Annotated in this window: 23 protein-coding genes and 3 pseudogenes; 15 read left to right on the plus strand and 11 right to left on the minus strand. The window is 70.0% G+C overall.

What is annotated here, in order from left to right; all coding sequences use genetic code 11:
• Positions 1-428 (plus strand): annotated as a pseudogene (locus O2L01_RS20395) (acetylxylan esterase); the annotation flags it as partial.
• Positions 429-480: 52 nt separating this feature from the next.
• Here the strand turns inward: O2L01_RS20395 and hisN are convergent.
• Genes hisN through aroA form a run of 3 tightly spaced genes read right to left on the minus strand, consistent with a single transcriptional unit; the run spans position 481 to position 3,668 of the window.
• Positions 481-1,281, minus strand: coding sequence for a histidinol-phosphatase (gene hisN / locus O2L01_RS20400; protein ID WP_270123880.1), 801 nt, complete (start codon positions 1,279-1,281; stop codon positions 481-483).
• A gap of 60 nt (positions 1,282-1,341) precedes the next feature.
• Positions 1,342-2,367 carry a ribosome small subunit-dependent GTPase A gene (gene rsgA, locus O2L01_RS20405; protein ID WP_270123881.1) on the minus strand — a complete coding sequence of 342 codons (1,026 nt, stop codon included), beginning with the start codon at positions 2,365-2,367 and terminating at the stop codon, positions 1,342-1,344.
• Entirely contained in the window at positions 2,367-3,668 is a 1,302-nt protein-coding gene (gene aroA / locus O2L01_RS20410; RefSeq protein ID WP_270123882.1) for a 3-phosphoshikimate 1-carboxyvinyltransferase, read from the minus strand. The genes rsgA and aroA overlap by 1 nt, the downstream gene beginning before the upstream one ends.
• 124 nt (positions 3,669-3,792) lie before the next feature.
• On the opposite strand from aroA, the gene O2L01_RS20415 reads away from it, so the two are divergent.
• The 4 genes from O2L01_RS20415 (at position 3,793) to rsrA (ending at position 6,563) form a co-directional block, all read left to right on the plus strand.
• A complete protein-coding gene (locus O2L01_RS20415) occupies positions 3,793-4,497 on the plus strand; it encodes an SOS response-associated peptidase (protein ID WP_270123883.1) in 705 nt (234 codons plus the stop codon).
• 162 nt (positions 4,498-4,659) lie between these two features.
• The gene (locus O2L01_RS20420; protein ID WP_270123884.1) at positions 4,660-5,013 is read left to right on the plus strand and encodes a WhiB family transcriptional regulator; all 354 of its coding nucleotides are present in this window, start codon (positions 4,660-4,662) and stop codon (positions 5,011-5,013) included.
• Between the two features lie 471 nt (positions 5,014-5,484).
• Positions 5,485-6,267 (plus strand): sigma-70 family RNA polymerase sigma factor, encoded by a 783-nt coding sequence (locus O2L01_RS20425; RefSeq protein ID WP_270123885.1) that lies wholly within the window; start codon positions 5,485-5,487, stop codon positions 6,265-6,267.
• The gene (gene rsrA / locus O2L01_RS20430; protein ID WP_270123886.1) at positions 6,264-6,563 is read left to right on the plus strand and encodes a mycothiol system anti-sigma-R factor; all 300 of its coding nucleotides are present in this window, start codon (positions 6,264-6,266) and stop codon (positions 6,561-6,563) included. Before O2L01_RS20425 ends, rsrA begins: the two co-directional genes overlap by 4 nt.
• Positions 6,564-6,699: 136 nt before the next feature.
• Here rsrA and O2L01_RS20435 read toward each other — a convergent pair whose 3' ends face one another.
• Both O2L01_RS20435 and O2L01_RS25750 read right to left on the minus strand, forming a co-directional pair.
• Entirely contained in the window at positions 6,700-7,296 is a 597-nt protein-coding gene (locus O2L01_RS20435) for a TetR/AcrR family transcriptional regulator (RefSeq protein ID WP_270123887.1), read from the minus strand.
• A gap of 81 nt (positions 7,297-7,377) precedes the next feature.
• Positions 7,378-7,452 (minus strand): 50S ribosomal protein bL37, encoded by a 75-nt coding sequence (locus tag O2L01_RS25750; RefSeq protein ID WP_373897052.1) that lies wholly within the window; start codon positions 7,450-7,452, stop codon positions 7,378-7,380.
• Positions 7,453-7,753: 301 nt separating this feature from the next.
• On the opposite strand from O2L01_RS25750, the gene O2L01_RS20440 reads away from it, so the two are divergent.
• Complete coding sequence (locus O2L01_RS20440; RefSeq protein WP_344469220.1) at positions 7,754-8,785, plus strand: SIS domain-containing protein; 1,032 nt, start codon at positions 7,754-7,756, stop codon at positions 8,783-8,785.
• Between the two features lie 81 nt (positions 8,786-8,866).
• Complete coding sequence (locus tag O2L01_RS20445; protein ID WP_270123889.1) at positions 8,867-10,096, plus strand: hypothetical protein; 1,230 nt, start codon at positions 8,867-8,869, stop codon at positions 10,094-10,096.
• 409 nt (positions 10,097-10,505) lie between these two features.
• Here the strand turns inward: O2L01_RS20445 and dprA are convergent, their stop codons facing one another.
• From dprA to O2L01_RS20465, 4 genes and pseudogenes are all read right to left on the minus strand, one after another.
• Positions 10,506-11,669 (minus strand): DNA-processing protein DprA, encoded by a 1,164-nt coding sequence (dprA, locus tag O2L01_RS20450; protein ID WP_270123890.1) that lies wholly within the window; start codon positions 11,667-11,669, stop codon positions 10,506-10,508.
• A 109-nt stretch (positions 11,670-11,778) separates the two neighbouring features.
• Positions 11,779-13,320, minus strand: a complete 1,542-nt coding sequence (locus tag O2L01_RS20455) for a YifB family Mg chelatase-like AAA ATPase (protein ID WP_270123891.1) — start codon at positions 13,318-13,320, stop codon at positions 11,779-11,781.
• A gap of 67 nt (positions 13,321-13,387) precedes the next feature.
• Positions 13,388-13,771 (minus strand): annotated as a pseudogene (locus tag O2L01_RS25755) (YraN family protein); the annotation flags it as partial.
• Positions 13,768-14,337 (minus strand): murein hydrolase activator EnvC family protein, encoded by a 570-nt coding sequence (locus O2L01_RS20465; RefSeq protein ID WP_270123893.1) that lies wholly within the window; start codon positions 14,335-14,337, stop codon positions 13,768-13,770. The gene O2L01_RS20465 and the pseudogene O2L01_RS25755, both read right to left, overlap by 4 nt.
• Positions 14,338-14,781: 444 nt before the next feature.
• Here O2L01_RS20465 and rpsB point away from each other — a divergent pair, with 444 nt between their 5' ends.
• The 7 genes and pseudogenes from rpsB to O2L01_RS25760 form a co-directional block, all read left to right on the plus strand.
• Positions 14,782-15,630 (plus strand): 30S ribosomal protein S2, encoded by an 849-nt coding sequence (rpsB, locus tag O2L01_RS20470; protein ID WP_270123894.1) that lies wholly within the window; start codon positions 14,782-14,784, stop codon positions 15,628-15,630.
• An 11-nt stretch (positions 15,631-15,641) separates the two neighbouring features.
• Entirely contained in the window at positions 15,642-16,454 is an 813-nt protein-coding gene (gene tsf / locus O2L01_RS20475; RefSeq protein WP_270123895.1) for a translation elongation factor Ts, read from the plus strand.
• Positions 16,455-16,700: 246 nt separating this feature from the next.
• The gene (pyrH, locus tag O2L01_RS20480; protein ID WP_270123896.1) at positions 16,701-17,426 is read left to right on the plus strand and encodes a UMP kinase; all 726 of its coding nucleotides are present in this window, start codon (positions 16,701-16,703) and stop codon (positions 17,424-17,426) included.
• 126 nt (positions 17,427-17,552) lie between these two features.
• Entirely contained in the window at positions 17,553-18,110 is a 558-nt protein-coding gene (gene frr, locus O2L01_RS20485; protein WP_270123897.1) for a ribosome recycling factor, read from the plus strand.
• The gene (locus O2L01_RS20490; RefSeq protein ID WP_270123898.1) at positions 18,110-19,036 is read left to right on the plus strand and encodes a phosphatidate cytidylyltransferase; all 927 of its coding nucleotides are present in this window, start codon (positions 18,110-18,112) and stop codon (positions 19,034-19,036) included. The genes frr and O2L01_RS20490 overlap by 1 nt, the downstream gene beginning before the upstream one ends.
• A 100-nt stretch (positions 19,037-19,136) precedes the next feature.
• On the plus strand, positions 19,137-20,285 hold the full coding sequence (gene rlmN, locus O2L01_RS20495; protein ID WP_270123899.1) for a dual-specificity RNA methyltransferase RlmN: 1,149 nt from the start codon (positions 19,137-19,139) through the stop codon (positions 20,283-20,285).
• Positions 20,286-20,306: 21 nt separating this feature from the next.
• Positions 20,307-20,594, plus strand: a pseudogene (locus tag O2L01_RS25760) (DivIVA domain-containing protein); the annotation flags it as partial.
• A 2,012-nt stretch (positions 20,595-22,606) separates the two neighbouring features.
• On the opposite strand, the gene O2L01_RS20505 reads toward O2L01_RS25760, so the two are convergent.
• A complete protein-coding gene (locus tag O2L01_RS20505) occupies positions 22,607-22,825 on the minus strand; it encodes a hypothetical protein (RefSeq protein ID WP_208496595.1) in 219 nt (72 codons plus the stop codon).
• Between the two features lie 130 nt (positions 22,826-22,955).
• Between O2L01_RS20505 and O2L01_RS20510 the strand changes: the two genes are divergently transcribed.
• Positions 22,956-24,518 (plus strand): Rieske 2Fe-2S domain-containing protein, encoded by a 1,563-nt coding sequence (locus tag O2L01_RS20510; RefSeq protein WP_270123901.1) that lies wholly within the window; start codon positions 22,956-22,958, stop codon positions 24,516-24,518.
• A gap of 50 nt (positions 24,519-24,568) precedes the next feature.
• Here O2L01_RS20510 and O2L01_RS20515 read toward each other — a convergent pair whose 3' ends face one another.
• A complete protein-coding gene (locus O2L01_RS20515; protein ID WP_270123902.1) occupies positions 24,569-25,339 on the minus strand; it encodes a TetR/AcrR family transcriptional regulator in 771 nt (256 codons plus the stop codon).
• Between the last annotated feature and the right edge of the window lie 106 nt (positions 25,340-25,445).

Below are 25,445 nucleotides of genomic sequence, written 5' to 3' on the forward strand. Positions count from 1 at the left end.
GGTGGCGGGGGCCCGGGGCCCCGGGGGGGGCCGCCTCGGCGCGGGCGGGGGCCCCCCCCCCCCACGACCTCGCCGGCGCGATGATCGACGTGCCGTTCCTGACCTACTTCCGCCGCGCCACCACCATCACCGACTCCTATCCCTACAAGGAGATCGGCGAGTTCCTCTCCGGCCAGCGGCTGAGCGAGGAGCGCACGTTCGCGACCCTCGACTACTTCGACGGCGTCAACTTCGCCGCGCGCGGCACCGCCCCCGCGCTCTACTCCGTGGCCCTGATGGACGACATCTGCCCGCCGTCCACCGTGTTCGCCGCCTACAACCGCTGGCAGGGCGAGAAGCGGATCACCGTGTGGCCCTGGAACGGCCACGAAGGCGGCGGCATCCTCCAGAAGGGCGAGCAGCTCAAGTTCCTCGCCGAACACCGCTAGACCGACGGAAAAGGGGGCGTGACCGCAGCGGTCACGCCCCCTTCCCTCTGCCTTACGGCTCCCGGATCTTCAAGCGCTCCAAGGCCTGCTCGTGCAGCAGCCCGTTCGTCGCGAGCGCGGAGCCGCCGTCGGGGCCGGGGCGTCCGCGCAGGTCCGTGAAGGTCCCGCCCGCCTCTTCGACGATCAGCGCCAGCGGCGCCAGATCCCACAGGGCCACTTCGGGTTCGGCCGCGATGTCCACGGCCCCCTCGGCGAGCAGGCAGTACGAGTAGAAGTCGCCGAAGCCGCGCTCGCGCCACGCCTCGTGGAGCAGCCCGAGCATCGCGCCCTGCCGGTCGAGCTTCGTCCAGCCCGTGATCGACGAGATGCTGACGGACGCGTCGGAGAGCTTGCCGACCTTCGACACCTGGATCCGCTTGCCGGCGCGCTGGTCGCGGCCGGCGAACGCGCCCGCGCCCTTCATGGCCCACCAGCGGCGGCCGAGCGCCGGGGCGCTGACGATGCCGACGACAGGCTCGCCGCGGTCGAACAGGGCGATGAGAGTGGCCCAGATCGGCACGCCGCGAACATAGTTGCGGGTGGCGTCGATCGGGTCGATGACCCACTTGCGGCCCGAGGCCCCGGGGTTGTCGCCGTACTCCTCGCCGTAGATCCCGTCGCGGGGTCGGGCGCGCGCGAGCGTCGAGCGCAGCACCTCCTCGATCGTGGTGTCCGCGTCGGAGACCTCGGTCATGTCCGGCTTGGAGGAGACCCGCAGGTCGGAGGCACGGAACCGGCTGTTGCCGATCTGGGCGGCGCTGTCCGCGAGCAGGTGCGCGAGGCCGAGATCGTCGTTGTAGCTGGAGGTGGGCATGGGCACATCCTACTGAGCCCCCGAAGGGGCCCTCGACCAGCGAGGCAACGAAGAGGTGAACTAGTTCTTGGTGTCGGCCTCGTGGAGCGACGCGAGCACGCGCCGGAACGAGGCGAGGCGGCCGGCGCGCGGGTCGTCCGGGCCGATCGCGGCGTCGAGGGCGCAGTCGCCGATCTCGGGGGTGTGCGTGCACCCGCGCGGGCAGTCCTGCGCGACCTCCTCGAGTTCGGGGAAGGCCTTGAGGATCGAGTCGGCGGTGACGTGCGCGAGCCCGAAGGAGCGCACGCCGGGCGTGTCGATGACCCAGCCGCCGCCGGGCAGCGCGAAGGAGACGGTGCTCGTGGACGTGTGCGAGCCCTTGCCGATCGAGCGGACCTCGCTGACGGCGCGCCCGGCCCCGGGCACGAGCCGGTTCACGAGCGTGGACTTGCCGACGCCGGAGTGCCCGAAGAACACGTTCTCCTTGTCGCGCAGCAGCTCCACGAGATCCTCGAGCGGCGCTTCGGGCTCGGTCGTGGTGATGGTCAGGTCGAGCTGGGAGTAGTAGGCGCGCGCTTCGGCGACGAGCTCGGGCGCGAGGTCGTGCTTGGTCAGGCACAGGACGGGTGCGACCCCGGCGTCGTAGGCGGCGACGAGGCACCGGTCGACGAACCCGTACCGCAGCGGCGGGTCGATGAGGCTGGCGACGACGACGAGCTGGTCGACGTTCGCGACGACGACGCGCTCGGTGGCGTTCTCGTCGTCGGCGGAGCGCCGCAGCTCCCCGTGCCGCGGCTCGATCCGCACGACCCGCGCCAGGGTTCCCGCATTGCCGGAGCGGTCGCCGACGAGGCCGACCCGGTCGCCGACCACGATGGACTGCTTGCCGAGCTCACGCGCTTTCATGGCGGTGACGACGCGGTCGTCGACCAGGCAGGTGTAGCGGCCGCGGTCGACCGCCGTCACGAACCCCTCCTGGGCGTGCTCGTGCTTGGGCCGGATCTTGGTGCGCGGCCGCGAGCGGCGCGTCGCGCGCACCTTGACGTCGTCCTCGTCCCACTCGTCGTCGTCTTCGTCCACCTCGACGTCCCAATCCGGCTGCGGCACTAGGCGTCACCCCGGATCGCGCGTTCCCAGGCCTCGGCGAAGTCGGGCCAGGTCTTGGACACGCACGCCACGTCGTCGAGCACGAGGCCCGGGATCACGAGCCCCGCGACGGCGCCGGCGTGGGCCATGCGGTGGTCGGCGTAGGTCGCCCAGGTCCCGGTGGCGTGGCCGCCGCTGTTGACGCGGAAGCCGTCCTCGAACTCGTCCACGTCGGCGCCGATCTTGCGCAGTTCGGTGACGAGCGCCGAGATCCGGTCGGTCTCGTGGCCGCGGATGTGGGCGACGCCGCGGATCGCGAAGGGGCCCTTGTTGACCCCGAACAGGGCCGCGAGGGCGGGCGTCAGCTCGGCGGCGTCGGCCAGGTCGAACTCGGCCGGCAGCACGGACGGCGCGCCGACGACGGTGAGGCCGCCGCGGCTCCACTCGACGCGGGAGCCGAGCCGGACGAGGATGTCGCGGATCTTGTCGCCGGCCTGGGTGGTCTCGGTCGGCCAGCCCTCGATGGTGACCCGGCCGCCGGCGGCGACGGCCGCGATGAGGAACGGCGCGGCGTTCTGCAGGTCCGGCTCGATGACCCATTCGCGGCCCTGGAGCTCGCCGGGCGCGACGCGCCAGCGGTTCGGCTCGGCGTCGTCGACCTCGGCCCCGGCCTGGCGGAGCATGTGCACGACCATGTCGAGGTACGGGCGGCTCGGGACGGGCTTGTCGCCGGTGTGACGCAGGTCGAGGCCGTTCTCGAAGCGCGGCGCGGCCATGAGGAGGGCGCTCACGAGCTGCGAGGTCTTGGACGCGTCGATCTCGAGCGCGCCGCCCTTGACGCCGCCGGTGGCGTTCACGGTGAACGGCAGCGCCATGCGCCCGCCGTCCTCGATCGCGACGCCGAGGTCCCGCAGGGCCTTGATGACGCCGTCGTTGGGGCGCTTGCGCGCGTGCGGGTCGCCGTCGAAGCCGACCGGGCCGTCCGCGAGCGCCGCGACGGGGGGCAGGAACCGCATCACGGTCCCGGCGAGCCCGCAGTCGACCTCGGTGCCGCCCTTGAAGGTCCCGGGCGTGACCGTCCAGACCTCGTCGTCGCCCGTGTCGACCGCGACGCCGATGGACCGCAGCCCTTCGACCATGAGCAGCGTGTCACGGGCGATGAGGGGTCGCCGGATCGTGGACGGGCCGGAGGCGAGCGCGGCGAGGATGAGGGCGCGGGCCGTCATCGACTTCGAGCCGGGCACGCGGACGACCGCGTCGAGCTCGGCCTCCGCGTACGGAGTCTCCCAGCGGCGCTTGTCGGGGGCTGCAGTTGCGTTCACGCAGCCATTCTAGTGGCCCGCGAGCTCGGCACTCGAAGGTCGGCGCACCGGGGGTGGCGCGCCCGCGCCGGGGTGGCGGAAATTGAGGAGCCGGAGTGTCGGTGGCGGGGGTTACCGTGAGGGCATGTGCGGAAGGTACGCGAACACGAAGTCGAGCCCGGACATGGCCGCGCTCTTCGACGCCGAAGACCTCATTGCGGGCGCTTGGACGCCCTTGTACAACATCGCGCCCACGACCCCGGCCCCGGTGGTGCGCCGCTCGAAGTCGAAGGACGAGCGCGTGGTGGAACTGGCCCGCTTCGGCCTGGTCCCGTGGTGGGCCTCGGACCCGGCGATCGGCTCCCGCATGTTCAACGCGCGCATCGAGACCGTCTCGACCTCGCGCGCCTTCAAGCGGCCCTTCGCGTCCCGCCGCGCCCTCGTCCCGGCCGACGGCTGGTACGAGTGGCGCAAGCTCCCCGGCGGCGGCAAGCAGCCCTACTACTTCACCCAACCGGGCGGCGTCGTCTTCGCGGGGCTGTGGGACACCTGGCGCCAGGGCGACGTCCACCTCCTCACCTTCACGATCCTCACCTGCCCGGCGCTGGACGAGGCGATCGAGACGGTCCACGACCGGATGCCGTACGTCCTGCCGCCCGAGCGGTACGCGGCATGGCTGGGGGAGGAGGACGCCGACGAGTCCGACCTGCTCGCCGGCCCCGCGCCCTCGCTCGCCAAGGAACTGGAGATCCGCAAGGTCGGCCGCGCGGTCGGCAAGGCCGACAACGAGGGCCCCGAGCTCATCCGCCCCGTCGACGCCGAGGGCCCCACGACCATTCCAGGATTGTGAAGTCAATCACAATCGGCTCAACGTATCTGTACCCCAAGTCGTCGGTCTTTCGTGTACAAGCCGCCGCCGGCTGAAGGAATCGCTTCCCGCGAGAAGCCCAATCAAGCGGGAAGGGCCTGCGGTGGAGAGGCTCTGCATCCAAATGGAAAGTGGGAGGCAGCAATGCGGCGTATCCGTCCCGATGAGGTGGCTCGAGCCCGGAGAGACCCCCGGCTGCTCGATGCCGCCGAATACCGCAACGAGATCATCAGAGGCGCCTACCGGATGAGCGGCGACGCCTGGCTCCGCCAGGGCAACTGCGCCGACGCCGAGCCGGACGTCATGTACCCCGAACCCCGTGAGCCCATCGACGCGGCGCTCGCCATGTGCGCGTCCTGCCCGGTGCGCACGCCCTGCCTGGTCCGGGCCCTCGAGGCCCGCGACCGCCACGGCGTCTGGGGGGCCACCGCGCCTCGCGAGCGCCGGGCGATGATCGAGGTCTGGAAGGACATCAACCCCTTGGCCGTCGGCGCCTAGCCGAATCAGCCGAATCGAAAGCCGCGACCGCTGACCCAGCGAAGGTCGCGGCTTTTCGCTTGTCCGGGGAAGGCGGGGGAGTAGCCTCCCCGGACCGACGACGGTGTCATGTTCGCCGGCCCGGGGCAGGTACTGGGAGTTCACGCGCCGGTCTCCCGGCGCGATCAGGACCCTTCCGGGTCCACCCACGATAACGACGACCCGCACCGAAAGTTACCGTTTCTATCCATTAAGTAGTAATTTCGGGTGATATCCCGAATTTCGTACACTTCACCCGAAATAGTGCGAGTCTCGAAGCTGCGCAGGTGGTGTGGCGGATACGACTCGGGTGGTTTCGCCTTGAGCGGAATGCGGGGGCGCCCATTGCTGTTGTTCGGGACGAGTCTCCCGCCTCGGCACGCCGGCCACCGCCGCGCGGACCGCGGCGAAGGGGTTCACGGGCCACGATGTCTCTAGCAAGGAGCCCAACGCATGACCACCACCCTCCGCGGACGCGAGGACGAGCGCTTGGCCGCGCTCCTGAGCGGCCCCGAATGGTCGCCGTCCCCGAACGGCGCCTCCCCGGTCGGCGGCGTCACGACCGCCGGTATTTCCTCAGCTCCCGTCCAGGACCCTGCCGTAGGCTCGGAACCGGTCGGCTACGAGAGGGAGACGGTGACCGAGGCAGGCAGCGAGAACACCCAGGAGCGGCGCGAGCGGTTCGAGCGCGACGCGATGCCCCTGATCGACCAGCTCTACGGTGCCGCGCTGCGCATGACGCGCAACCCCGCGGACGCCGAGGACCTGGTGCAGGAGACGTTCCTCAAGGCCTACTCGAAGTTCCACCAGTTCCGCGAGGGCACGAACCTGAAGGCGTGGCTCTACCGGATCCTTACGAACACGTACATCAACTCGTACCGCAAGAAGAAGCGCCAGCCGCTCACTTCGCCCACGGACGAGATCACGGACTGGCAGCTCGCGGACGCCGAATCGCACTCCGCCTCGGGGCTGCGCTCGGCCGAGACCGAGGCGCTCGACCACCTGCCGGACTCCGACGTCAAGGACGCCCTCCAGCAGCTCGGCGAGGACTTCCGCCTGACGGTCTACCTCGCCGACGTCGAAGGGTTCTCCTACAAGGAGATCGCCGACATCATGGGCACGCCGATCGGCACCGTCATGTCCCGGCTGCACCGGGGCCGGCGCCAGCTCCGTCAACTGTTGAGCTCGTACGCCGCGGACCGCGGCCTTTCGCCCGCACGGGAGGTACAGCAGTGACCGCCGAACCGGAGAAGCCCAAACTCGACTGTCGGGAGGTCCTCGAAGAGGTCTACCTCTATCTCGACGAAGAGTGCTCCGACCGCCGCCGCGGCGTCATTCGCGACCATCTCGAAGAGTGCTCGCCCTGCCTCTCGGAGTACGGCATCGAGCAGGAGGTTCGCACGATCGTGCACCGCTGCTGCAGCAAGGAGAAGGCGCCGGACGAGGTCAAGACCCGTCTGCGCGAGAAGCTGAGCGCCATCGAGCAGGTCAGCGAGATCTTCAGCGAAGCCGCCGTCGAGCGCGAGCGCTGACCACCGTCTGAGACGCCGATCGGGCCCGTGACCGGGCCCGACTGCGTTGTATTCGCAGGTCTTGCGGTGTCACACCCGCATTTCCCGCGGTCGACCGCGCGTTCGCGAGCGGCCGTGGAACGTTCATGGGCTCCGCTCAGGGGGCCGACTGCTCGGCCGCGTTGGCCCGGATCATGCCGATCGAGATCTGCAGCGACGCCTCGCGCAGGTCCGCCTCGGAGTCGTCACCGCGCGGATAGGTGATCCAGTTGCTGTAGAGGGTCGTGATCGCGTCCCACGCCCGCAGGCGGTGGATGAGCGGCGCGTCCGCCTCGACGAGCAGCGCGTGCAGGCGCCGCTGGCGCAGCCTGAAGACCGACATGCGGTCGAGGCGCGTGAGCGCGGCCTGGTTGTTCTGCATGAACCTGAGCACGGGCACGTGCGACCGGATGACCTCCGCATAACGGCGCAGGAGTTCGGTGCGGGTGTCGAGCTCGCGCGGCCGGGTGTCGCCCCAGTCGCAGATGCGGTCCAGATCCTCCGCGTAGGAGTCGAAGAAGCTCGCCGCGATGTCTTCTTTGGTCTTGAAGTGGTAGTACAGCGCGGCCTTGGTGACGCCGAGCTGCTCGGCGATCTCCCGTAGAGAGGTGTGCTCGTAGCCGTGCTCGCTGAAGAGCGCGATCGCGGTCTGCTGGATCCGCTCTCGGGTGCTCGGCTGTTGCTGCTCGCGCGCTTCGCGCGGCGCTTCGGTCATGTGGGCAATTCTCGTTCTGCGCCGGGTGTCCAGTGCGATCTGCGGGGCAGTCGCGACCTCGGCCGCCTGCCCCGCCACGCGCTAGCTGTTCGGGCGCTTCCCGTGGTTCGCGGACTTCTTCTTACGCGACTTGCGCTTGCGGGCTGCTTTCGCCACGGCTTCCTCCTAGGTCGGTCGGGAATTCAGGGGTCAACCTTACCGGCACCTGCGCGGGTGTACGGAGGGCAGTGGACACACTTCATTGACGAGCCACCCGAGTCGTAGCAGGGTTGGAGGTGCGGACACGGGAGCTCGGCGAAGGCCGAGTGCGGTGGACGGGCGTGGTGACGGTCGACTACGCTTCATTATAAAGGTTTGTTTAATATTTTAGCGGTACCCGTTTCACAAGGAGCGTCAAGTGAACCAGCCCCAGGTCGGCGCCACCGACAACACCAGCGCGGACCAGCCCGGAAAGGGCATGGCCGCCGACATCGCCGAGCAGCCCGGCGTCTACGCCGACGTGCTCGACCACGGCGCCGCCGAGATCGCCCGCATCGCCGCGATCATCGCCGAACGCCGCCCGCGCTCCATCGTCTTCACCGCCCGGGGCACCTCCGACCACGCCGCCCTCTACGCGGCCTATCTCACGGAGATCCGCCTCGGCCTGCCAGCCAGCCTGGCCAGCCCCTCCGTCGTCACCGTCTACGACGCCCGACCAGACTGGTCCGACTCTCTCGTGATCGCCGTCTCCCAGTCCGGCGGCTCACCCGACCTCGCCCAGGTCGTCGCCGCCGCCCGCGCCTCCGGCGCCCTCACGCTCGCCGTCACCAACAACCCCGACTCCCGCCTCGCCGGCGAAGCCGAACTCCACCTCGACGTGCGCGCCGGCCACGAACGCGCCGTCGCCGCCACCAAGACCTACACCGCCGAACTCCTCACCCTCCTGCTCCTCATCGAGGGCATCCGCACCGGCACCGGCCGCCTCGACGCCGCCGAAGCCACCGCCATCGGCAAGCTCCCCGAACTCGCGAGCGGCGTCCTCGCCACCACCGGCGCCGCCGAACTCGCCGGCCGCTACCGCTTCGCCTCCCGCTTCGTCACCACCGGCCGCGGCTACGCCTACCCGACCGCCCGCGAGACCGCCCTCAAACTCATGGAGACCTCCTACCTCCCGTCGCTCGCGTTCTCCGGCGCCGACCTCCTCCACGGCCCCCTCGCCATGACCGACCCCGGCGTGCCCGTCCTCGCCGTCGTCGGCTCCGGCCCCGGCGGCCATGCAATGTGGAACGTCCTCACGCAACTCGGCAAGCAGCGCGCCGACGTGGTCGTCGTCGGCGCCGCCGACGTCCCCGGGCAGACCGCCCGACTCGCCACCCCCGCCGTCGACGAACGCTTCGCCGCGCTCCTCGATATCCTTCCGCTGCAACAACTTGCGCTCCATCTCGCGATCGAGCGCGGCGAGAATCCCGACGCTCCGCGAGGCCTCAAAAAGGTCACCGAGACGGTGTGAGCCCAGCTCGGCGGGTGTGCGGAAACGGGTGTTCACCTTCGGTTCACCGAGATGTTCACCCGTTTCCGTAAACTCTCCGTCATGCAGGCACCACCAGCCGCGCCGACCGGCACCACTGAAATCGTCTGGCACGAACGGCGATACCGGGCGCGAGCGATCGCGGGCGGCGCCGCATTCGAGCTCTACTCCGACACCCGCGAAGACGGCTTCCACCCCAGCGGCGGCGCCTTCCACCGCTACGTCCACGCCTCAGAAGTCACCAGCACCGGCGGCGAACTCCTCCTCGCCGGCGTCGCCCCGCTGGCGATCCCCGTCATGCCCGGCGTCGACGCCGCCACCGTCCACCGGTACAGCCAGAACCCGCGCATCGGCCCCGCCGAACGCGCCCTCGTCTCCGCCGTGCGCGCCACCGCGTTCGTCACCGCCGGCACCCGCATGGTCAAACCCCTCAGCCGCCACCAGGTCGCCCGGCAACTCACCTCGGCGCCCGTGGTCAGCGGCGTGTGCTTCCGCGAATTCGACGTCGCCCACCTGCGCACCCCCGACGACCGAGTAGTGCTCTCCGGCGACCCCGACGACGCCCGCGACACCTCGTTCGCGTTGCGCTGGAAGGCGATCTGCTCCTGCGACTACCAGAGCACCGAGGCCGCGAACTTCCCCGGACTCGTCAGCGTCCCCGGCCGCGAACGGCGCGGCTCGATGATCCTCGGCACCGGTTTCCTCCCGAGCGGCACCCACCTCATCCCCGAATTCGCGACCGCGGCCCTCGCCGACCTGCCGCTCACCGCGCGCGCCGAGATCCTCGCGTACACGCCCGACGGCGGCGAGATCTCGCTGTTCCAGTACCAGCCGCAGACGAACGTCTGGGACCGCATGGCCGGCGCCCGCCACCGCGACCTCGTGAACCGGATCCCCGGACTCGAGACCGGGCGTGCGCTCTTCCGAACCAATCCGTCCGTCCATGCTGGACTCATGGGAGACCATGAAGGCGAACGCGTCCCCGTCACCGCCGACCCGGGGCACGGGTTCAGCGTCTACGCCCGCGGCGCCACGAGCCGCAGCCCGGTGACCCGCCCGCAGCGGTTCTTCACGCGGGCGCGCTGGCGCGACATCGACGTGCTCGCGCTGGGCCGCAACGAGGACTGGGTGCGTGTGCGGCTGAGTCAGCCCGACCTCGAATCGATCATGGCGACTGACGCGACCTGCGTCGAACGCGGCCTCTACGAATGCTGGGCCCCGCTCGCGGAGCTCGAGAACCCGCGCATGGTCGTGGTCGACTACCCGAAAGGCGACCACGCAGCCCTCTGCTGACGCCCCGCCGCGCGCCAGCGCGGAGGTGTCCGGTTCGGGATCGTGCGCGTGGACTCGGCCGCCCGATTCCCGGCCGATTTTCGATGCTGCACCCCAGCCACGCTCGCCGATCGCGGGAATCAGCACGAAGATCCAGCCGGCCGCGGGAGCGGAACGCCCTTTGGGGGCCCCTCCCCCCCGCCCCCCACCCCGCCCACCCCTCGATATCGGATGCGGCGCGCACCGCATGAACGGACGTGTCGTGCTGTCGTGCCGGTCGCCGGCGGTGCTCGTGGTCGGGTCAGATCGGTCTCCTTTCGTGGTCAGGGCGTTGTTTGGTGTCGGGGGCTTCGGGTTGTCGGCTTCGGTTCGCTCCGTTCAGACTGGGGGACTGGCACGGGCGGGGCTCGGGCTTGGGGTTCGTTCGGGGTCAGGATTGGCCTCCTCTTGCGAGGCGCCAGCGGTTGTCGATGCGGTCCACCCAGCCGGTTCGGAGGAGGTGTTCCAGCGTCTCCGCTGCGATTTCGGCGGGGACTCCGGCGGCGGCTGCCAGGCGGGTCGTTTCGACCACGTAGCCCCGTGGCAGGGACTCGACCAGGCGGGCTTCGACCTCCGTCAGGCGGTCGAAGGGACGACGCTGCGGCGGCGGTGGGGTCGCCAGGGGGCCGCCGATGCCGGTCAGGTCTTCGATGACTTCTTCGGCTCGGGTCACCAGGCGTGCTTCCCAAGGCTCCCTTGCCAGTTGGTGGACACCGGCCGACATCGACGAGGTCACCGGGCCGGGCGTGAACATCAGGACGCGACCGAGCTCGGCCGCGTAGCGGGCCGTGTTGCGCGCGCCCGACCGGTGGGCGGCTTCGATGACCACCGTGCCGGCGGTGAGCGCCGCGATGACGCGGTTGCGGGTCAAGAAGCGGTGCTTCATGACCGAGGTACCGGGCGGCCATTCGCTGATGATGAGGCCGTTCTCGGCGATCAGGTTGAACATCGAGTGGTTGCCCTTCGGATACGGCAACTCGACCCCGCATGCCAGGACCGACACTGTCGACCCGCCTCGGGCCAGGGCTCCGAGGTGTGCGGCCCTGTCGATGCCGAACGCACCGCCGGACACGATCGTCCAGCCCGCCTCGGTCAGGTCCGCAGCGAGGTCGTCGGCGAGGTGCTGGCCGTATTCGCTGGCGGCCCTTGAACCGACGATCGCCACCGAACGGCGGCACAGGCGGGCCAAGTCCTGCTCGCCCCTGACCCAGAGGCAGCGCGGCGGCCGCACATGCGGTTCGTCGGCGTCGCAGACCAGCGTCAGGTCGCGGAGCTGATCGGGCCATTCGGGATCACCGGGGATCAGGACCTTCGCGCCGCAGGCCTTCGTGGCGGCGGCGATGTCGGCGGCCCGCTCGGCCGGGTCGTGCGTGCAGGAGACCATCGCGCTCGTGATGCGCCCCAGGCGTTCGGGAACCTCGCCTTCCCAGAGGCGCTTCACCACCTCGATCGGGTCGGTCTCGGCCAGGAGGTCGTCGAGTTCGGCGTCGCCCGGCTCGACTGTCGAGGACAGGAGCATGAGGGCGAGGCGTGGGTCGTCGGGCAGGTTCGTCACGGTTCCTCCTCGGTATTGGATGTGTGGTGTTGGGGCTGTGGGCGTTCGGTTGTCGGGTTGAGTTGTGGCCGGGGCCGGACTACTGCCCGGGTCAGGAGTTGGTTTTGGGTCAGGTGAGCGTGTAGCCGATGCGCAGTTCGCTGGCGACCGTGATGTCCTCGGCCGTCGGGCGGTCGTGTTCGCGCAGGTCGGCGATCGTCCAGGCGAGTTTCAGCACGCGGTCGTAGCCGCGGGCGGTGATCCTCTCCTTCAACAGCAGGTCGTCGACGCTTTTTCGCACATGAGGCGGGAGCCGCCATCGTTCGGATCGCAGTGCGGGGCCGGGTACCTCGCTGTTGCACTGCCAGCCCTCGCCCGCTTCGGACCAGCGCGCTGCGGCCGCTTCCCTGGCTTTCGCCACACGCTTGGCCACCTGCTCGGACGGTTCGGCTTCCGACATCTCGGCGAGGATCGCCGACGGTGGCACGGCCGGCAGGTGCACGCGAAGGTCGATACGGTCCATCAGCGGCCGCGAGATCCGTGGCAGGTAGCTGCGTTTCACCTGCGGCGTGCAAGTGCAGTCGTGCGGCTTGTTGGGTGCGCATGGGCAGGGGTTGGCCGCGAGCACCAGGATCACCCTGGCCGGGTAGCAGATCGAGGTGTTCGCCCTTCGGATGCGCACCTCGCCGCATTCCAGGGGCTGACGCAGTGAGTCGAGGACCGAGCGCTTCCACTCGGGGGCCTCATCCACGAACAGGACCCCTCGGTGTGCGAGAGCCAGGGAGCCGGGGCCCACGTGTCCGCTGCCGCCGCCTACCAAGGCCTGCATGGTGATCGAGTGGTGCGGCGCCTCGAACGGCGCATGACGCATCAGGGTCGCCGCGCCGCCGGAGAAGCGGCCCCGGAGCGAGTGCAGCGAGGTCACTTCGACGGCCTCGGCGTCGGTCAGCGGCGGCAGGATCGACGGGAGACGTTCGGCGAGCATCGTCTTGCCCGCTCCCGGGGGACCGACCATGAGCATGTGGTGGCCTCCGGCTGCTGCGATTTCAAGGGCGCGGCGGGCGGTCGGTTGTCCGCGTACGTCGGCGAGGTCAGGCAAGGGTGGCGGGTCGTCGGGAATCGTCCGCATCACCGGGTCGAGCGTGGTCTGACCGAACAGCCAGGCCACGAGCGTTGCGAGGTCGCGCGGGGCGTAGACCGCGAGGCCGTCGACGAGGGACGCTTCAGCGGCGTTCGCCGGCGAGACGATCGCCGTCCGCATCCCCGATTTCCGCGCCTCCATGAGTGCCGGGAGCGTGCCGGGCACGGCTCGCAGGCTGCCGTCGAGGCCCAGTTCGGAGAGCAGGACCGTGTCATTCAGTTTCTCCATCGGCAGCGTGTCGTCGGCGCACATGATCGTGAGCGCCAGCGCGAGGTCGGCCGCCGAGCCGGTAGTCGGGATCGAGGCCGGGAGGAAGTTGACGGTCACCGACTTGTCCGGGAATCGCAAGGCGGAGTTCGCCATCGCGGAGCGGACGCGGGTCTGGGCCTGGTTGACGACGCTGTCGGGCAGGCCCGACATGCGGACCGAGTCCGCGCCCTTCGCGGAGGATTTGAAGACCGAGGCTTCGACGACGACTGCGACGGCTGTCGCACCGATCATGCAGACGGTGTTCGTGCGCGCGTAACCCATGGCGGTTCCCCCGGTGGTGTTCGAGTGCGAGGCGTCGGCGGCCGGTGATGGTGAGGGCGAGGCGGTCGATCCGCCATGGCTGGTCGGTGCGGCAGTGCTGCTTGAGCCAGGCCCGCCCGAGTCGTTCGATCCGTTGGAGCTTTTCGCCGTCGACCGCGCCGAGCGGGCCGCCGTACCGGTCGGAGCGGCGGGTCTTGACCTCGCAGAAGACGACGGTGTCGGCCGAGCGGGCGATGAGGTCGAGTTCGCCGAGGCGGTGGCGCCAGTTGCGGGCGAGGATCTGCATCCGGTCGCGTTGGAGGTGCGCCGCGGCGAGTCGTTCGCCGAGGCGGCCGAGTTGGTGCGGGGTCAGGCGCCTCAAGTTCACAGCTGGCCGGGTTCGAGCTTGGGTTGACGGCGGTTGCGTTGGGAGTTGTGGCGGTTCAGTCCTGGTCGGTGCGAGGCGGTTCATCGTTCGGCCTCCGCTCTGCCGGGACGGGGGAGGAGCCGCACTTTGCCTTTGCCGAAGAGCAGCATCGGGTCGAGGTAGAGCGGCCCGCGTTTGAGGCCGAGGTGGAGGCAGGCCCGGCCGGGGCAGGAGGTGTGGCCGGGCTGGAGGCGGCCGATGGTCTGGCCCGCGGTGACGGTCTCGCCGGCGGCCACGAGGGGTTCGACCGGTTCGTAGGTGGTGCGGAGGCCGTTGTCGTGGACGATGCTGACCACGCCGCGCCCGGCGAGGTCGTCGGCGAAGACGACGGTGCCCGCGCCCGCTGCGGTGACGGGGAGGCCGGGCCCGGCGGCGAGGTCGACGCCGCGGTGGCCCGGGAGCCATGGTTCGGGCGGCGGGTCGAAGCGGGTGAGGAGGTCGAGGGCGCCGACCGGGGAGCGCCAGGGGCCGGAGGCGGGGGCGTTGGGGGCGTAGGCCTGTTCGGGGGCGGGCGGTTCGGCCCTGGCGATGGTGGGACTCACGATGGCGGCGACGGCCAGGAGCGATGCGGTTATGAGACTGACGATGATTGCGTTGTGTAGTTGTCGCATGACTCAATGCTGACGCCGGTGCCCGGTATCGGCAATAAAAAGTTTTGTGCCTGTGGATAACTTTGTTCAGGCGGTTCTGAGCTGCTTGGCGGTTCTGCCCGGTATCGAACTTCTTGACTGTTCGCGGGTGCGGAGACCGTCGCGGCCGTCCATTGCGTCTGTCACTGCGGTCCACCGCGTTCGTAGTGCGCACGAGGGCTTGAGTACACTGATTGGAGCGGTACGGCGCCTTGGTGCGCCGAACCGACTTCGCGCGCTCGCCGCGGCCCGACCTCCATCGCACGCCCTGCAGGGGCGCATTGCGACGGATGCGGTCCGGCCCTAGCGATCTCCCAGGTCCGGGACTATCCCGGTTGCAGATCGCCGGAGGCGAGTGCCAGGCGCGGGACGCCCGGACTTCGGGCGCCTCCCGCGATTGAACCAGGGAATGAAAGGAACACAACCGTGTCGGTTGTCACCATGCGCCAGCTCCTCGAGAGCGGTGTGCACTTCGGTCACCAGACCCGTCGCTGGAACCCGAAGATGAAGCGGTTCATCCTCACCGACCGCAACGGCATCTACATCATCGACCTGCGCCAGTCGGTCGACTTCGCGGTCAAGGCCCACGACTTCGTCAAGAACGTCGTCGCCGAGGGCGGCGAGGTCCTGTTCGTGGGCACCAAGAAGCAGGCCCAGGAAGCCGTGGCCGAGCAGGCCCAGCGCGTCGGGATGCCCTTCGTGAACCACCGCTGGCTCGGCGGCATGCTCACGAACTTCCAGACCATCCAGAAGCGCCTCATGCGCCTCAAGGAACTCGAGATCATCGAGGCCAACGGTGCGGCGAACCGCACCAAGAAGGAAATGCTCCAGCTGATGCGCGAGAAGGACAAGCTCGAGCGCACGCTCGGCGGCCTCCGCGACATGGAGAAGACCCCGGCCGCGATCTGGATCGTCGACACCAAGAAAGAGCACATCGCCGTCGACGAGGCCCGCAAGCTCAACATCCCGATCGTCGCGATCCTCGACACCAACTGCGACCCCGACGAGGTCGACTTCCCGATCCCCGGCAACGACGACGCGATCCGCTCCGTCGCCCTGCTGACCAAGGTCATCGCCGACGGTGTCGCCGAAGGCCTGCTGGCCCGCTCCGGCGGCCAGGTCGAGAAGGGCGAGGGCGAGCCGCTGGCCGACTGGGAGAAGGAACTCCTCTCCACCGACGCCACCGAAGCCGCCGTCGAGGCCGCAGAGAACACCGAAGACTCCGTGAAGGTCGTCGAGCCGTCCGGCGAGAAGACCGTCGAAGACGAGAAGTAAGAAGGGGAGCAATGGCCAACTTCACGATGGCTGACGTCAAGAAGCTCCGGGAAGCCACCGGCTCCGGGATGATGGACGTCAAGAAGGCCCTCGAAGCGGCTGACGGCGACTACGACGCCGCCCTTGAGGCCCTGCGCATCAAGGGTGCCAAGGACGTCGGCAAGCGCGCCGAGCGCACCACGGCCCAGGGCCTGGTCGCGCAGTCCGGCAACACGCTGCTCGAGCTGCTGTGCGAGACCGACTTCGTCGCCAAGAACGGCGCGTTCATCGAGCTCGCCCAGACGCTGGTCGAGCTGGCCGACGAGGTCCGCCCCGCGGACGCCGAGGCCTTCGCCAAGGCCGAGCTGAACGGCAAGTCCGTCGCCGAGGTCATCGCCGAGGAGTCGGTGAAGCTCGGCGAGAAGCTCGCCCTCGGGCGCGTCGGCTCGCTGGAAGGCGACGTCGCGGTCTACATGCACCGCAAGGCCGCCGACCTCCCGCCGGCCGTCGGCATCATCGTCTCGTACACCGGTGACGCCGAGGCCGCCCGTCAGGTCGGCATGCAGGCCGCCGCGATGCGTCCGAAGTACCTCACCAGCGACGAGGTCCCGGCCGAGGTCATCGAGGCCGAGAAGCGCGTCGCGCTCGAGACCGCCAAGGAAGAGGGCAAGCCCGAGCGCGCCTGGGACAAGATCGTGGAAGGCAAGGTCAACGCCTACTTCCGTGACTTCGCCCTGCTCTCGCAGACCTCGGTCCTCGACAACAAGAAGTCCGTGTCCCAGGTGCTCGCCGAGGCGAACACCGAGGTCACCGGCTTCATCCGCTACGAAGTCGGTGTGGAGTAGCGAGTAATCCGCACACGCGGACTACACTGGCTCCAGCCGTAAGCCTTCTCAGCGAAGCTTGCGAGCTGTAATTTGGCATGGCAAGGGGCGGCGGCGCAGGCCGCCGCCCCGTTCCATGCCCGGGGAAAGCAGCGCCCGCCTGAGCGGGCCGCACGGCCGAGGCGGCCGGAGCGAACGCGGCCGGGCGCGGGCAGTACGGTCAACGGCAGCGCAGCCACCGAGGGACACGTCAAGCAGGGGAGTGCCATGAGTCAAGACACGTACCGCCGGGTCGTGCTGAAACTGTCCGGTGAGGCGTTCGGCGGCGGCGCCGTCGGCGTCGACCCCGACGTCGTCCAGGCCGTCGCACGCCAGATCGCGGCCGGCGTCGCCGCGGGCGTCCAGGTCGCCATCGTCGTCGGCGGCGGCAACTTCTTCCGCGGGGCCGAACTCCAGCGCCGCGGCATGGACCGCGCCCGCGCCGACTACATGGGCATGCTCGGCACCGTCATGAACTGCCTCGCCCTCCAGGACTTCCTGGAGAAGGAAGGCGTCGACACCCGCGTCCAGACCGCGATCGCCATGGCCCAGGTCGCCGAGGCCTACCTGCCGCTGCGCGCCATCCGCCACCTCGAGAAGGGCCGCGTCGTCATCTTCGGCGCCGGCGCCGGCATGCCCTACTTCTCCACCGACACCGTCGCCGCCCAGCGCGCCCTCGAGATCGGCGCCCAGGTCGTGCTCGTGAGCAAGAACGGCGTCGACGCCGTCTACACCGCCGACCCGCGCACCGACCCCAACGCGCAGCGACTCGACGACATCACCTTCGACGAGGCCCTCAAGCGCGAGCTCATGGTCGTCGACCAGGCCGCCTTCAGCCTCTGCAAGGACAACGCCCTGCCGATGCTCGTCTTCGGCGCCGACGACGACGGCAACCTCCGCCGCGCCATCGTCGGCGAACAGCTCGGCACCCTCATCCACGCCGCCGACGACTGAGCCTCGCGGACGCCGGCCCCCCACGCGAAAACCCGCCGCGTCCGATGACATCCACGCCACCGAGCCACGCCGCCGGGACGGTACGGTCAGAAGTGCTGTCAGGCCGCGAGAGAATGTGAGAAAGCCGTGATTGACGACACCCTCCTCGAAGCCGAGGAGAAGATGGAGCGGGCCATCGAGCACGCCAAGGAGGAATTCGCCGCCATCCGCACCGGCCGCGCGTCCTCCTCCATGTTCAACCGGATCACCGTCGACTACTACGGAGCGCCCACCCCCATCCCGCAGGTCGCCTCCATCGCCATCCCCGAGCCGCGCATGGTGATCGTCAAGCCCTTCGACACGTCCCAGATGAAGGACATCGAAGACGCGATCCGCAACTCGAACCTCGGCGTCAACCCCTCCAATGAGGGCACTCAGCTCCGCCTGAACCTGCCTCCCATGACGGAGGAGCGGCGCCGCGAGATGATCAAGGTCGTCAAGACCAAGGGCGAGGACGCCAAGATCGCCATCCGCAACGTCCGCCGCAGGGCCAAGGACGAGATCGGCAAGTTCGTCAAGGACGGCGAGGTCTCCGAGGACGAGGGCCGCTCCGGCGAGAAGGAGCTCGACGACCTCACCGGCCGCTTCGTGGGCCACGTGGACGAGCTCATGGGCTCCAAAGAGTCTGAGCTGCTCGAGATCTGATGAGCGCCCTTCCCGACGGTTCGCCCGGCCGTCGCCCTGACCCGTCGCCGGACGGGCGAGGGCCCGGCGCCGCCGAGACCGGTCCCGACGACCGCAAGCCCAAGGCCGGCCGCAACCTGCCCGTCGCCATCGGCGCCGGACTCGGCATGGCCGCGGTCGTCCTGGCCTCACTCCTGATCTGGCCCACCGCGTTCCTCGGCGTCGCGGTCATCGGCGTGGCCGTCGCCTGCTGGGAGACCGGCATGGCGATGCGCAAGGGCGGCAGGAACGTCCCGGTGATCCCGCTCGCCGCAGCCGGCGCGCTCATCGTGGTCCTCGCCTGGTTCGGCGGCGCCACCGGCCTGCTGCTCGGCACCGCCGTCGGCGTCGCGGCCCTGTTCGTGTGGCGCCTCTCCGAAGGCGCCACCGGCTACCGCACCGACACCGCGGCCGCCGCGCTCCTGCTCGTCCAGGTCCCGTTCCTGGCCGGGTTCATCATGCTCCTGGCGACCGCGGAGAACGACTCGGCGCGCTGGATCGACGGCGCCGCGGCGCAGGTCATCATCGCGCTGTTCACCGTCGTCTGCTCCGACACCGGCGGCTACACCGCCGGCGTCCTCATCGGGCGCCACCAGATGACCCCGCGCATCAGCCCCAAGAAGTCCTGGGAAGGCCTCGGCGGGTCCGTCGTGGCCGCCGCCATAGGCGGTTCGGTCACCCTGTGGCTGTTCTTCGACGTGCCCTTCCCGTTGGGCGTGGCGTTCGGCGTGTGCGTGGCGCTGGCCGCTACGTTGGGGGACCTGTCCGTCTCGCTCTTGAAGCGGGACCTCGGCATCAAGGACATGAGCAATCTCATTCCCGGTCACGGCGGGGTCATGGACCGGCTCGACTCGATCCTCATGGTCGCGCCCGTGGCTTACGTGTGGTTCCGTTACCTGCTCGGGTGATGTGTCCTGATTGGTGTATCCGATGAAGGAGGGCCCGGGGTGAATTCCATGATCCGGGGTTGGCGGGTTCCGGTCCTGTCATGCGAGACTAGGTCGTGACATGTCTGTAGCACTCACGTTGACCGAACCGCGCCCCCGCAAGGCCGCGCCGCGACACCTCGCCGACCTCGATCTGGCCGGGTGCCAGTCCGTTCTCTCCGAGATCGGGCAGCCCGCCTTCCGCGCCAAGCAACTGCGCCAGCAGTACTTCGGCCGCCACGTCGGCGACGCGTCCCTCATGACCGACCTGCCCGCCGCCGCGCGCGAGGCCATCGGCGAGGCGCTGCTCCCGCAGCTGCTGCAGCCGATCCGCGTCGACTCGTGCGACGACGGCCAGACCGTGAAGGCCGTGTGGCGCCTCTACGACGGCGCGCTCGTCGAGAGCGTCATCATGGCCTACCCCGACCGGGTGACCGCGTGCGTGTCCTCCCAGGCCGGGTGCGGCATGGCCTGCCCGTTCTGCGCCACCGGCCAGGGCGGCCTCGACCGCAACCTCACCACCGCCGAGATCGTCGACCAGGTGGTCGCGGCCGCGCGGATCGCCGAGGAGCGCGGCCTGGGCCGGCTCTCCAACATCGTGTTCATGGGCATGGGCGAGCCGCTCGCGAACTGGGCCCGCCTCAAGAGCGCCCTGCACCTCATCACCGGGCCCGTGCCGGACGGGATCGGGCTCTCGGCCCGCAACATCACCGTCTCCACGGTCGGCCTCGTGCCCACCATCAAGAAGCTCTCGGAGGAAGGCCTGCCGGTGACGCTGGCGGTCTCGCTCCACGCCCCCGACGACGAGCTCCGCGACGAGCTCGTCCCCATCAACACCCGCTGGAAGGTCGCCGAAGTGCTCGACGCGGCCTGGGAGTACGCTCGGGTGACGAAACGTCGTGTTTCGATCGAGTACGCGATGATCAGGGACGTCAACGACCAGCCTTGGCGGGCGGACCTCCTGGGGAAGCTGCTCGCGGGCAAACTGGTGCACGTCAACCTGATTCCATTGAACCCGACTCCGGGGAGCCGCTGGGACGCCAGTCCCAAGCCGGTCGAAGCGGAGTTCGTACGGCGGCTGCGGGCCGCGGGTGTGTCCACGACGGTGCGCGATACGCGCGGCCAAGAGATCGACGGCGCCTGCGGGCAGCTAGCTGCTTCGGTCCGGGAGGCCGGCACGCCCGGCCGCGCCGGCGCGAAGCCGCTCGGCGCCTCTGGCGCCGAGGATTAGGCGGAGAAGGGTGGCTTGGTAGTGGCGAGTCATGGTGACCGGTTCCGGCGCCGGGCGTTGAGCCGGGGCTACAAGGTCGACGAGGTCGACGCGTTCCTCGACCGCGTCGAGGCGACCCTCGCCGGGGAGCCGGTGGGCAGCCCCGTGTCGGCCGACGAGGTCGACGACGTCGTCTTCAGAGTCCGCTTCGGCGGCTACGACGAGTGGCAGGTGGACGTCTACCTCGACCGGGTCGCCCGCCAGCTCGCCGAGCTCGAGGAGCGCGGCGTCCTCGGCACCGCCCCCGCCCCCGACTACGGGAAGGCCGAGGTCAGTGCGGCGCCGGCCCCGCCGATGCAGGCGACCCCCGGCGCGCGACGCGCCCCCGAACCCCAGGCCACGCAGGTCATTCCCGCTGCGACGCAAGCGATCCCCGCGCACGAGATGATGCCCGCCCGCGAGATGGCGCCCCCGCCTCCCGCCCCTGAACCCGTCGGCCGCGGACGCGGCGCCCCGCGCGGCGCGGCGGCCCCGCCGCCCCCGCCGGACAATGAAGGCTTCGGCGACCTGCGCGGCGGCGACGACGAGGGCTTCGGCTTCCTCGCCGGGCCCCCCGACGACGACTACGACGACCCGTTCGCCAAGCGCAACGGCGGCGGCCAGGACTTCGGCCGCGGCGGCCCGAACGACTTCGGGCCCGGCCCGAACGACTTCGGGCGCGGCGGCCAGGGCGACTTCGGTCCGGCCCGCGACGACTTCGGCCCCGGCCAGGGCGATTTCGGCGGTCAGCGAGGCGTCAACGGCAGCAACGGCTTCGGCCCGCGCGGCGGCGCCCCCGAGCCCGCCTTCGGCAACGAGTACGGCTCCGCCCCCGAGCCCGCGGGCTTCGGCAACGAGTACGGCTCGGCCCCTGAACCGGGCGGCTTCGGCAACGAGTACGGCGCGCCGCGCGGCCCCGAGCCCGCGCGCGGCGACTTCGCCCCCCCGCCCACGCAGGCGGTGCCCCGCGCCGGGATGCCGATGCACGACGGCCCGCAGGCCGGTCCGATCCCGCACGGCGCCACCGAGCAGCTCCCGCTGCAGTCCGACCCGAGGCGAGGCGGTTTCTCGCCCAACGACGTTCCCGGCCCGTTCGGGCAGAACGACGGCCCCGGCTTCGGCCAGCAGAGCGCCCCGAACGAGGGCCCCGGCGCCGGTTTCGGCCAGCAGAGCGCCCCCAACGACGGCTCCGGCTACGGCCCCAACGATGCCCCGGGCGTCTACGGCCAGGCCCGGCGCGCCGCCCCCGAGCCCGCTCCTGGGTTCGGCGCGGCCTACGACGACGAGTTCAGCGACACCGGGAGCCGGCGCGGCATGCCGCAGCAGCAGCCCCCGATGCCGCAGCAGCCGCCCATGCCGGGCGGCCACCAGGGCCCGCCCTCGGGCGCGATCCCGCAGGCCGGGCGGTACAACCAGCCCGAACCGGAGCCGATCCCGCCCGCGGCGCCGACCCAGGCGATCCCGCAGAGCCTCGTCAACGGCATGGGCCAGGCCCCGATGGGCCGCCCCGAGCCGCAGCAGTCCGACCCGTACGGCGGCCCTCGCGGCCGCGAGTACGGGCAGCAGCAGGGCGGCGGGTTCGGCCAGCAGAGCGGCCAGCCGCAGGAGGACACGGGCTACGGCCGCCGCGCGGCCGCTCCGAGCCCGCCCATGCAGCAGGGCTTCGACCGCGGCCCGCAGCACGAGCCGACGGGCGGCTTCGGCGGCCCCGCCGGCCCGCCCCCCGGCCTTCCCGCCGACCCCGGCGGCTTCGGCCCGCAGAGCGTCCCTCCGGCGCCCCCCGTGGACCCCGGTTTCGGTCCGCAGGGCGGCCCGCAGCAGGGCGCCCCGCGCGGCGCGGCCACCCCGCCGGACTTCGGCCGCCGCAACCCGTATGAGGGCCGCGGCTCGTTCGAGGCCCCCGGCCGCCACGGCCGCGAGGAGATGACGACCGAGATGCGGGCGTCCGACTCCCCGTTCACCCCGGACGACGTGCAGCGCCTCGAGCAGATGCGCCGGGCCTTCCAGCCGCGCCGCTTCGGCTCCGGCTACGACCCCGGCCAGGTCGACCAGATGTTCGACGCCGTGTCCGCGGCGATGACCGGGCGCAACCCCGTCCCGCTCTCGGACCGCGAACTCGACACGAGCCAGTTCTCCCTGGTCCAAGGCGGGTACTTCGAGGCCGAAGTGGACTCGGCGCTGCGCGAGGTGCGCGAGATGTTCGCGCGCCGCGGCATGATGCATTAAGACGACACGAGGAAGGGGCGGGTCCGCGGACCCGCCCCTTCCTCGTGCTCGTGGCCCCGGACCCGCCGGGGGATCGCCTATCGCAGGCCGGTCTTGCGCATCCAGGCGTCGGAGACGATGACGCCGAGGAGCACCAGCACCGTGATGCCGATGAAGACGTCCTCGATCCAGCCCTGGTGGTTGCCGAACAGGTACGCCAGGTTGATGACGATGGCGACGCTCAGCGCGGTGTACAGGGCCTTGCGGCTGGTGGGCTTGCGCTGCGCGGGCGAGAGCACCTGCTCTTCTGCGGCCATGTGACTTCCTCCGACCTCTTCGTTGTTCGGGCACAGTCTCGCACGCCACAAGGACGAACGTCCCGGCCCCGTCGATGCTGTGACTTGTAGGCTGGGAGGCGTCGTCGTCCTCTTGTCCGGAAGGGTCACTGTGCGAATCACCGGTACTGGCCACGCCAGCATGTTCATCGAGACCGCAGCGGGGTCGATCCTGTGCGACCCCTGGGTGAACCCCGCCTACTTCGCCTCCTGGTTCCCCTTCCCCGACAACTCGCAGCTCGACTGGGACACGCTCGGCCGGGCCGACTACCTCTACGTCTCGCACCTCCACCGCGACCACTTCGACGAGGAGAACCTCACCGAGCACATCAGCAAGGACACGACGGTCCTGCTGCCGGAGTACCCCACTTCGGAGCTCGAGTCGGAGCTGCGCGCCCTGGGCTTCCACAAGTTCATCAAGACCGTCTCCGAGGAGATCGTGGAGCTCCCCGGCGGCGTCAAGGTCATGATCCAGGCGCTCACCAGCCCCACGGACGGGCCGATCGGCGACTCCTCGCTGTGGGTCGAGGACGCCGACGGCACCCGCATGCTCAACCAGAACGACGCGCGCCCCACGGACATGAGCGTCTTCCTGCAGCACGGCAAGATCCACGCCCACCTGCTGCAGTTCTCCGGCGCGATCTGGTTCCCGATGGTCTACGAGCTGCCCGACAACGCCAAGCGCGCCTTCGGGAAGCAGAAGCGCGAGCGCGGCTTCGACCGCTCGCTGCGGTACATCGACGACGTCAAGGGCGACTGGGTCTTCCCGATCGCCGGCCCGCCCTGCTTCCTCGACGACTCGCTCTACCAGTTCAACGACGTGTTCGGCGACGAGGGCAACATCTTCCCCGACCAGATGTCCTACGTGGACTGGCTGGAGGAGCAGGGCCGCAAGCAGAACATCATCCTGCTGCCCGGCTCCGTCGCCGAGGTGAGCGCCGACGGCTCCGCCTCGGTCACGCACCCGGTCGAGGACCTGCGCGCCTGGTTCGACAACAAGAAGCAGCACCTCGACGAGTACAAGGAGCGGATGCAGCCGCGCCTCGAAGCCGAGAAGGCCTCCTGGTCGCACCCGGAGATCGACGTCCTCGAGACCCTGCGCGAGCGCATCGAGCCGCTCATGCGGTCGGCCGAGCACATCGCCACCGGCATCGGCGGTCCCGTCCGCTTCGACCTCACCGCCCCTGACTCCGACCAGGTCGTCGAGTCGATCGTCTTCGACTTCCTCGAGCGCCGGATCTACCTCGACGACGGCGCGAAGGTCCGCTACCGGTTCCGCACCGAGCGGCGCCTCATCGAGCACCTGCTGCACATCCGCGAGGTCGACTGGGTCAACTCGCTGTTCCTCTCCTGCCGCTTCACGGCCGCGCGCATCGGCCAGTACAACGAGTACGTGTACGCGTTCTTCAAGTGCCTCTCCGAGGAGCGTCTGCAGTACGCCGAGGGCTGGTACGCCGAGCAGCGCCCCGACGACGAGGACATCGTCATGAACGGCTGGCAGTTCCAGCGCCGCTGCCCGCACCTCAAGGCCGACCTCTCCGTCTTCGGCAAGATCGAGGACGGCGTGCTCACCTGCCAGATGCACGGCTGGAAGTGGAACCTCAAGTCCGGCAAGTGCATGACCTCGGTCGGGCACGACATCCGGAGCTGCCCGGCGGAGGAAGCCGTCTCCTAGAACGCGCGAAAAAGGGCCGGGACGCTCGCGTCCCGGCCCTTTTCACGTGCTCAGCCCTCGATGCCGAAGTCGCGCATCATGGCGAGGATCTGGGTCTTGTAGAACTCGTCGACGTTCTCCTGCACGGGCAGGTTGCCGAAGGCCTCCATGACGACGAGCCCGAACACCCGGACCCAGGCCGAGGTGAACGTGAATATCCAGGAGAGCGGGATGGGCTCGCCGACGATGAACATCGAGCACTTGTCGACGAGCTCGGCCTTGAGCCCGTCCGAGATCTCCGGCAGCTCCAGGGGCCCGGCGGCCTGGATCTCCCCGCTCTCGGTCTTGCGGTAGAACGCCGCCATCTCGCGGCCGCACATCTGCGAGTGCTCCAGGGACTTGCGGGTCACGGGGTCGAGGTTCTCGGGGGCGTGCTCCAGCGCCCGCCCGTCCATGGAGATGGCGGCGTTGCCCTCCGGGTAGGAGATCATCAGCTCGAACTCGCGCCGGTTGCCCACCGCCCAGTCGCGGAAGGCCCACACCCAGGCCTTCATCCGTTCGAGGTGCGCCTCGGGCGGCGATGCGTCCATCGCCGCGCGCGTTTCGGCGATAAGTTCGTCATAGAGGTCGCAGCAGAGCTCGATGAGGAGCGCGTCGAGGCTGTCGAAGTAGCGGTAGAGCGCTGCAGCCGTGACGCCGACGTCCCGCGCGATGGCGCGCAGGGAGATCCCGCTCGGCCCGTGCTGCAGCAGTTGGCTCCTGGCGCTCGCCTTGATCTCGGCGATCGTCTCGGCGCGCATCCGTTCGCGACGGGACGGGCCTCCCGCGGTGTTCGAGGTCACTGCTCTCCTCAGGCTACAAATTGGTTAACGGTGTTGACTCGATGAATGGGCGTTTATTAAAGTGAACACCGTTAGCAAATTAATCAATGCTCACCATCCTACCGCC

Origin of the sequence: Glycomyces lechevalierae, assembly GCF_027622945.1 — a bacterium.
Lineage (GTDB): Bacteria > Actinomycetota > Actinomycetes > Mycobacteriales > Micromonosporaceae > Glycomyces > Glycomyces rutgersensis.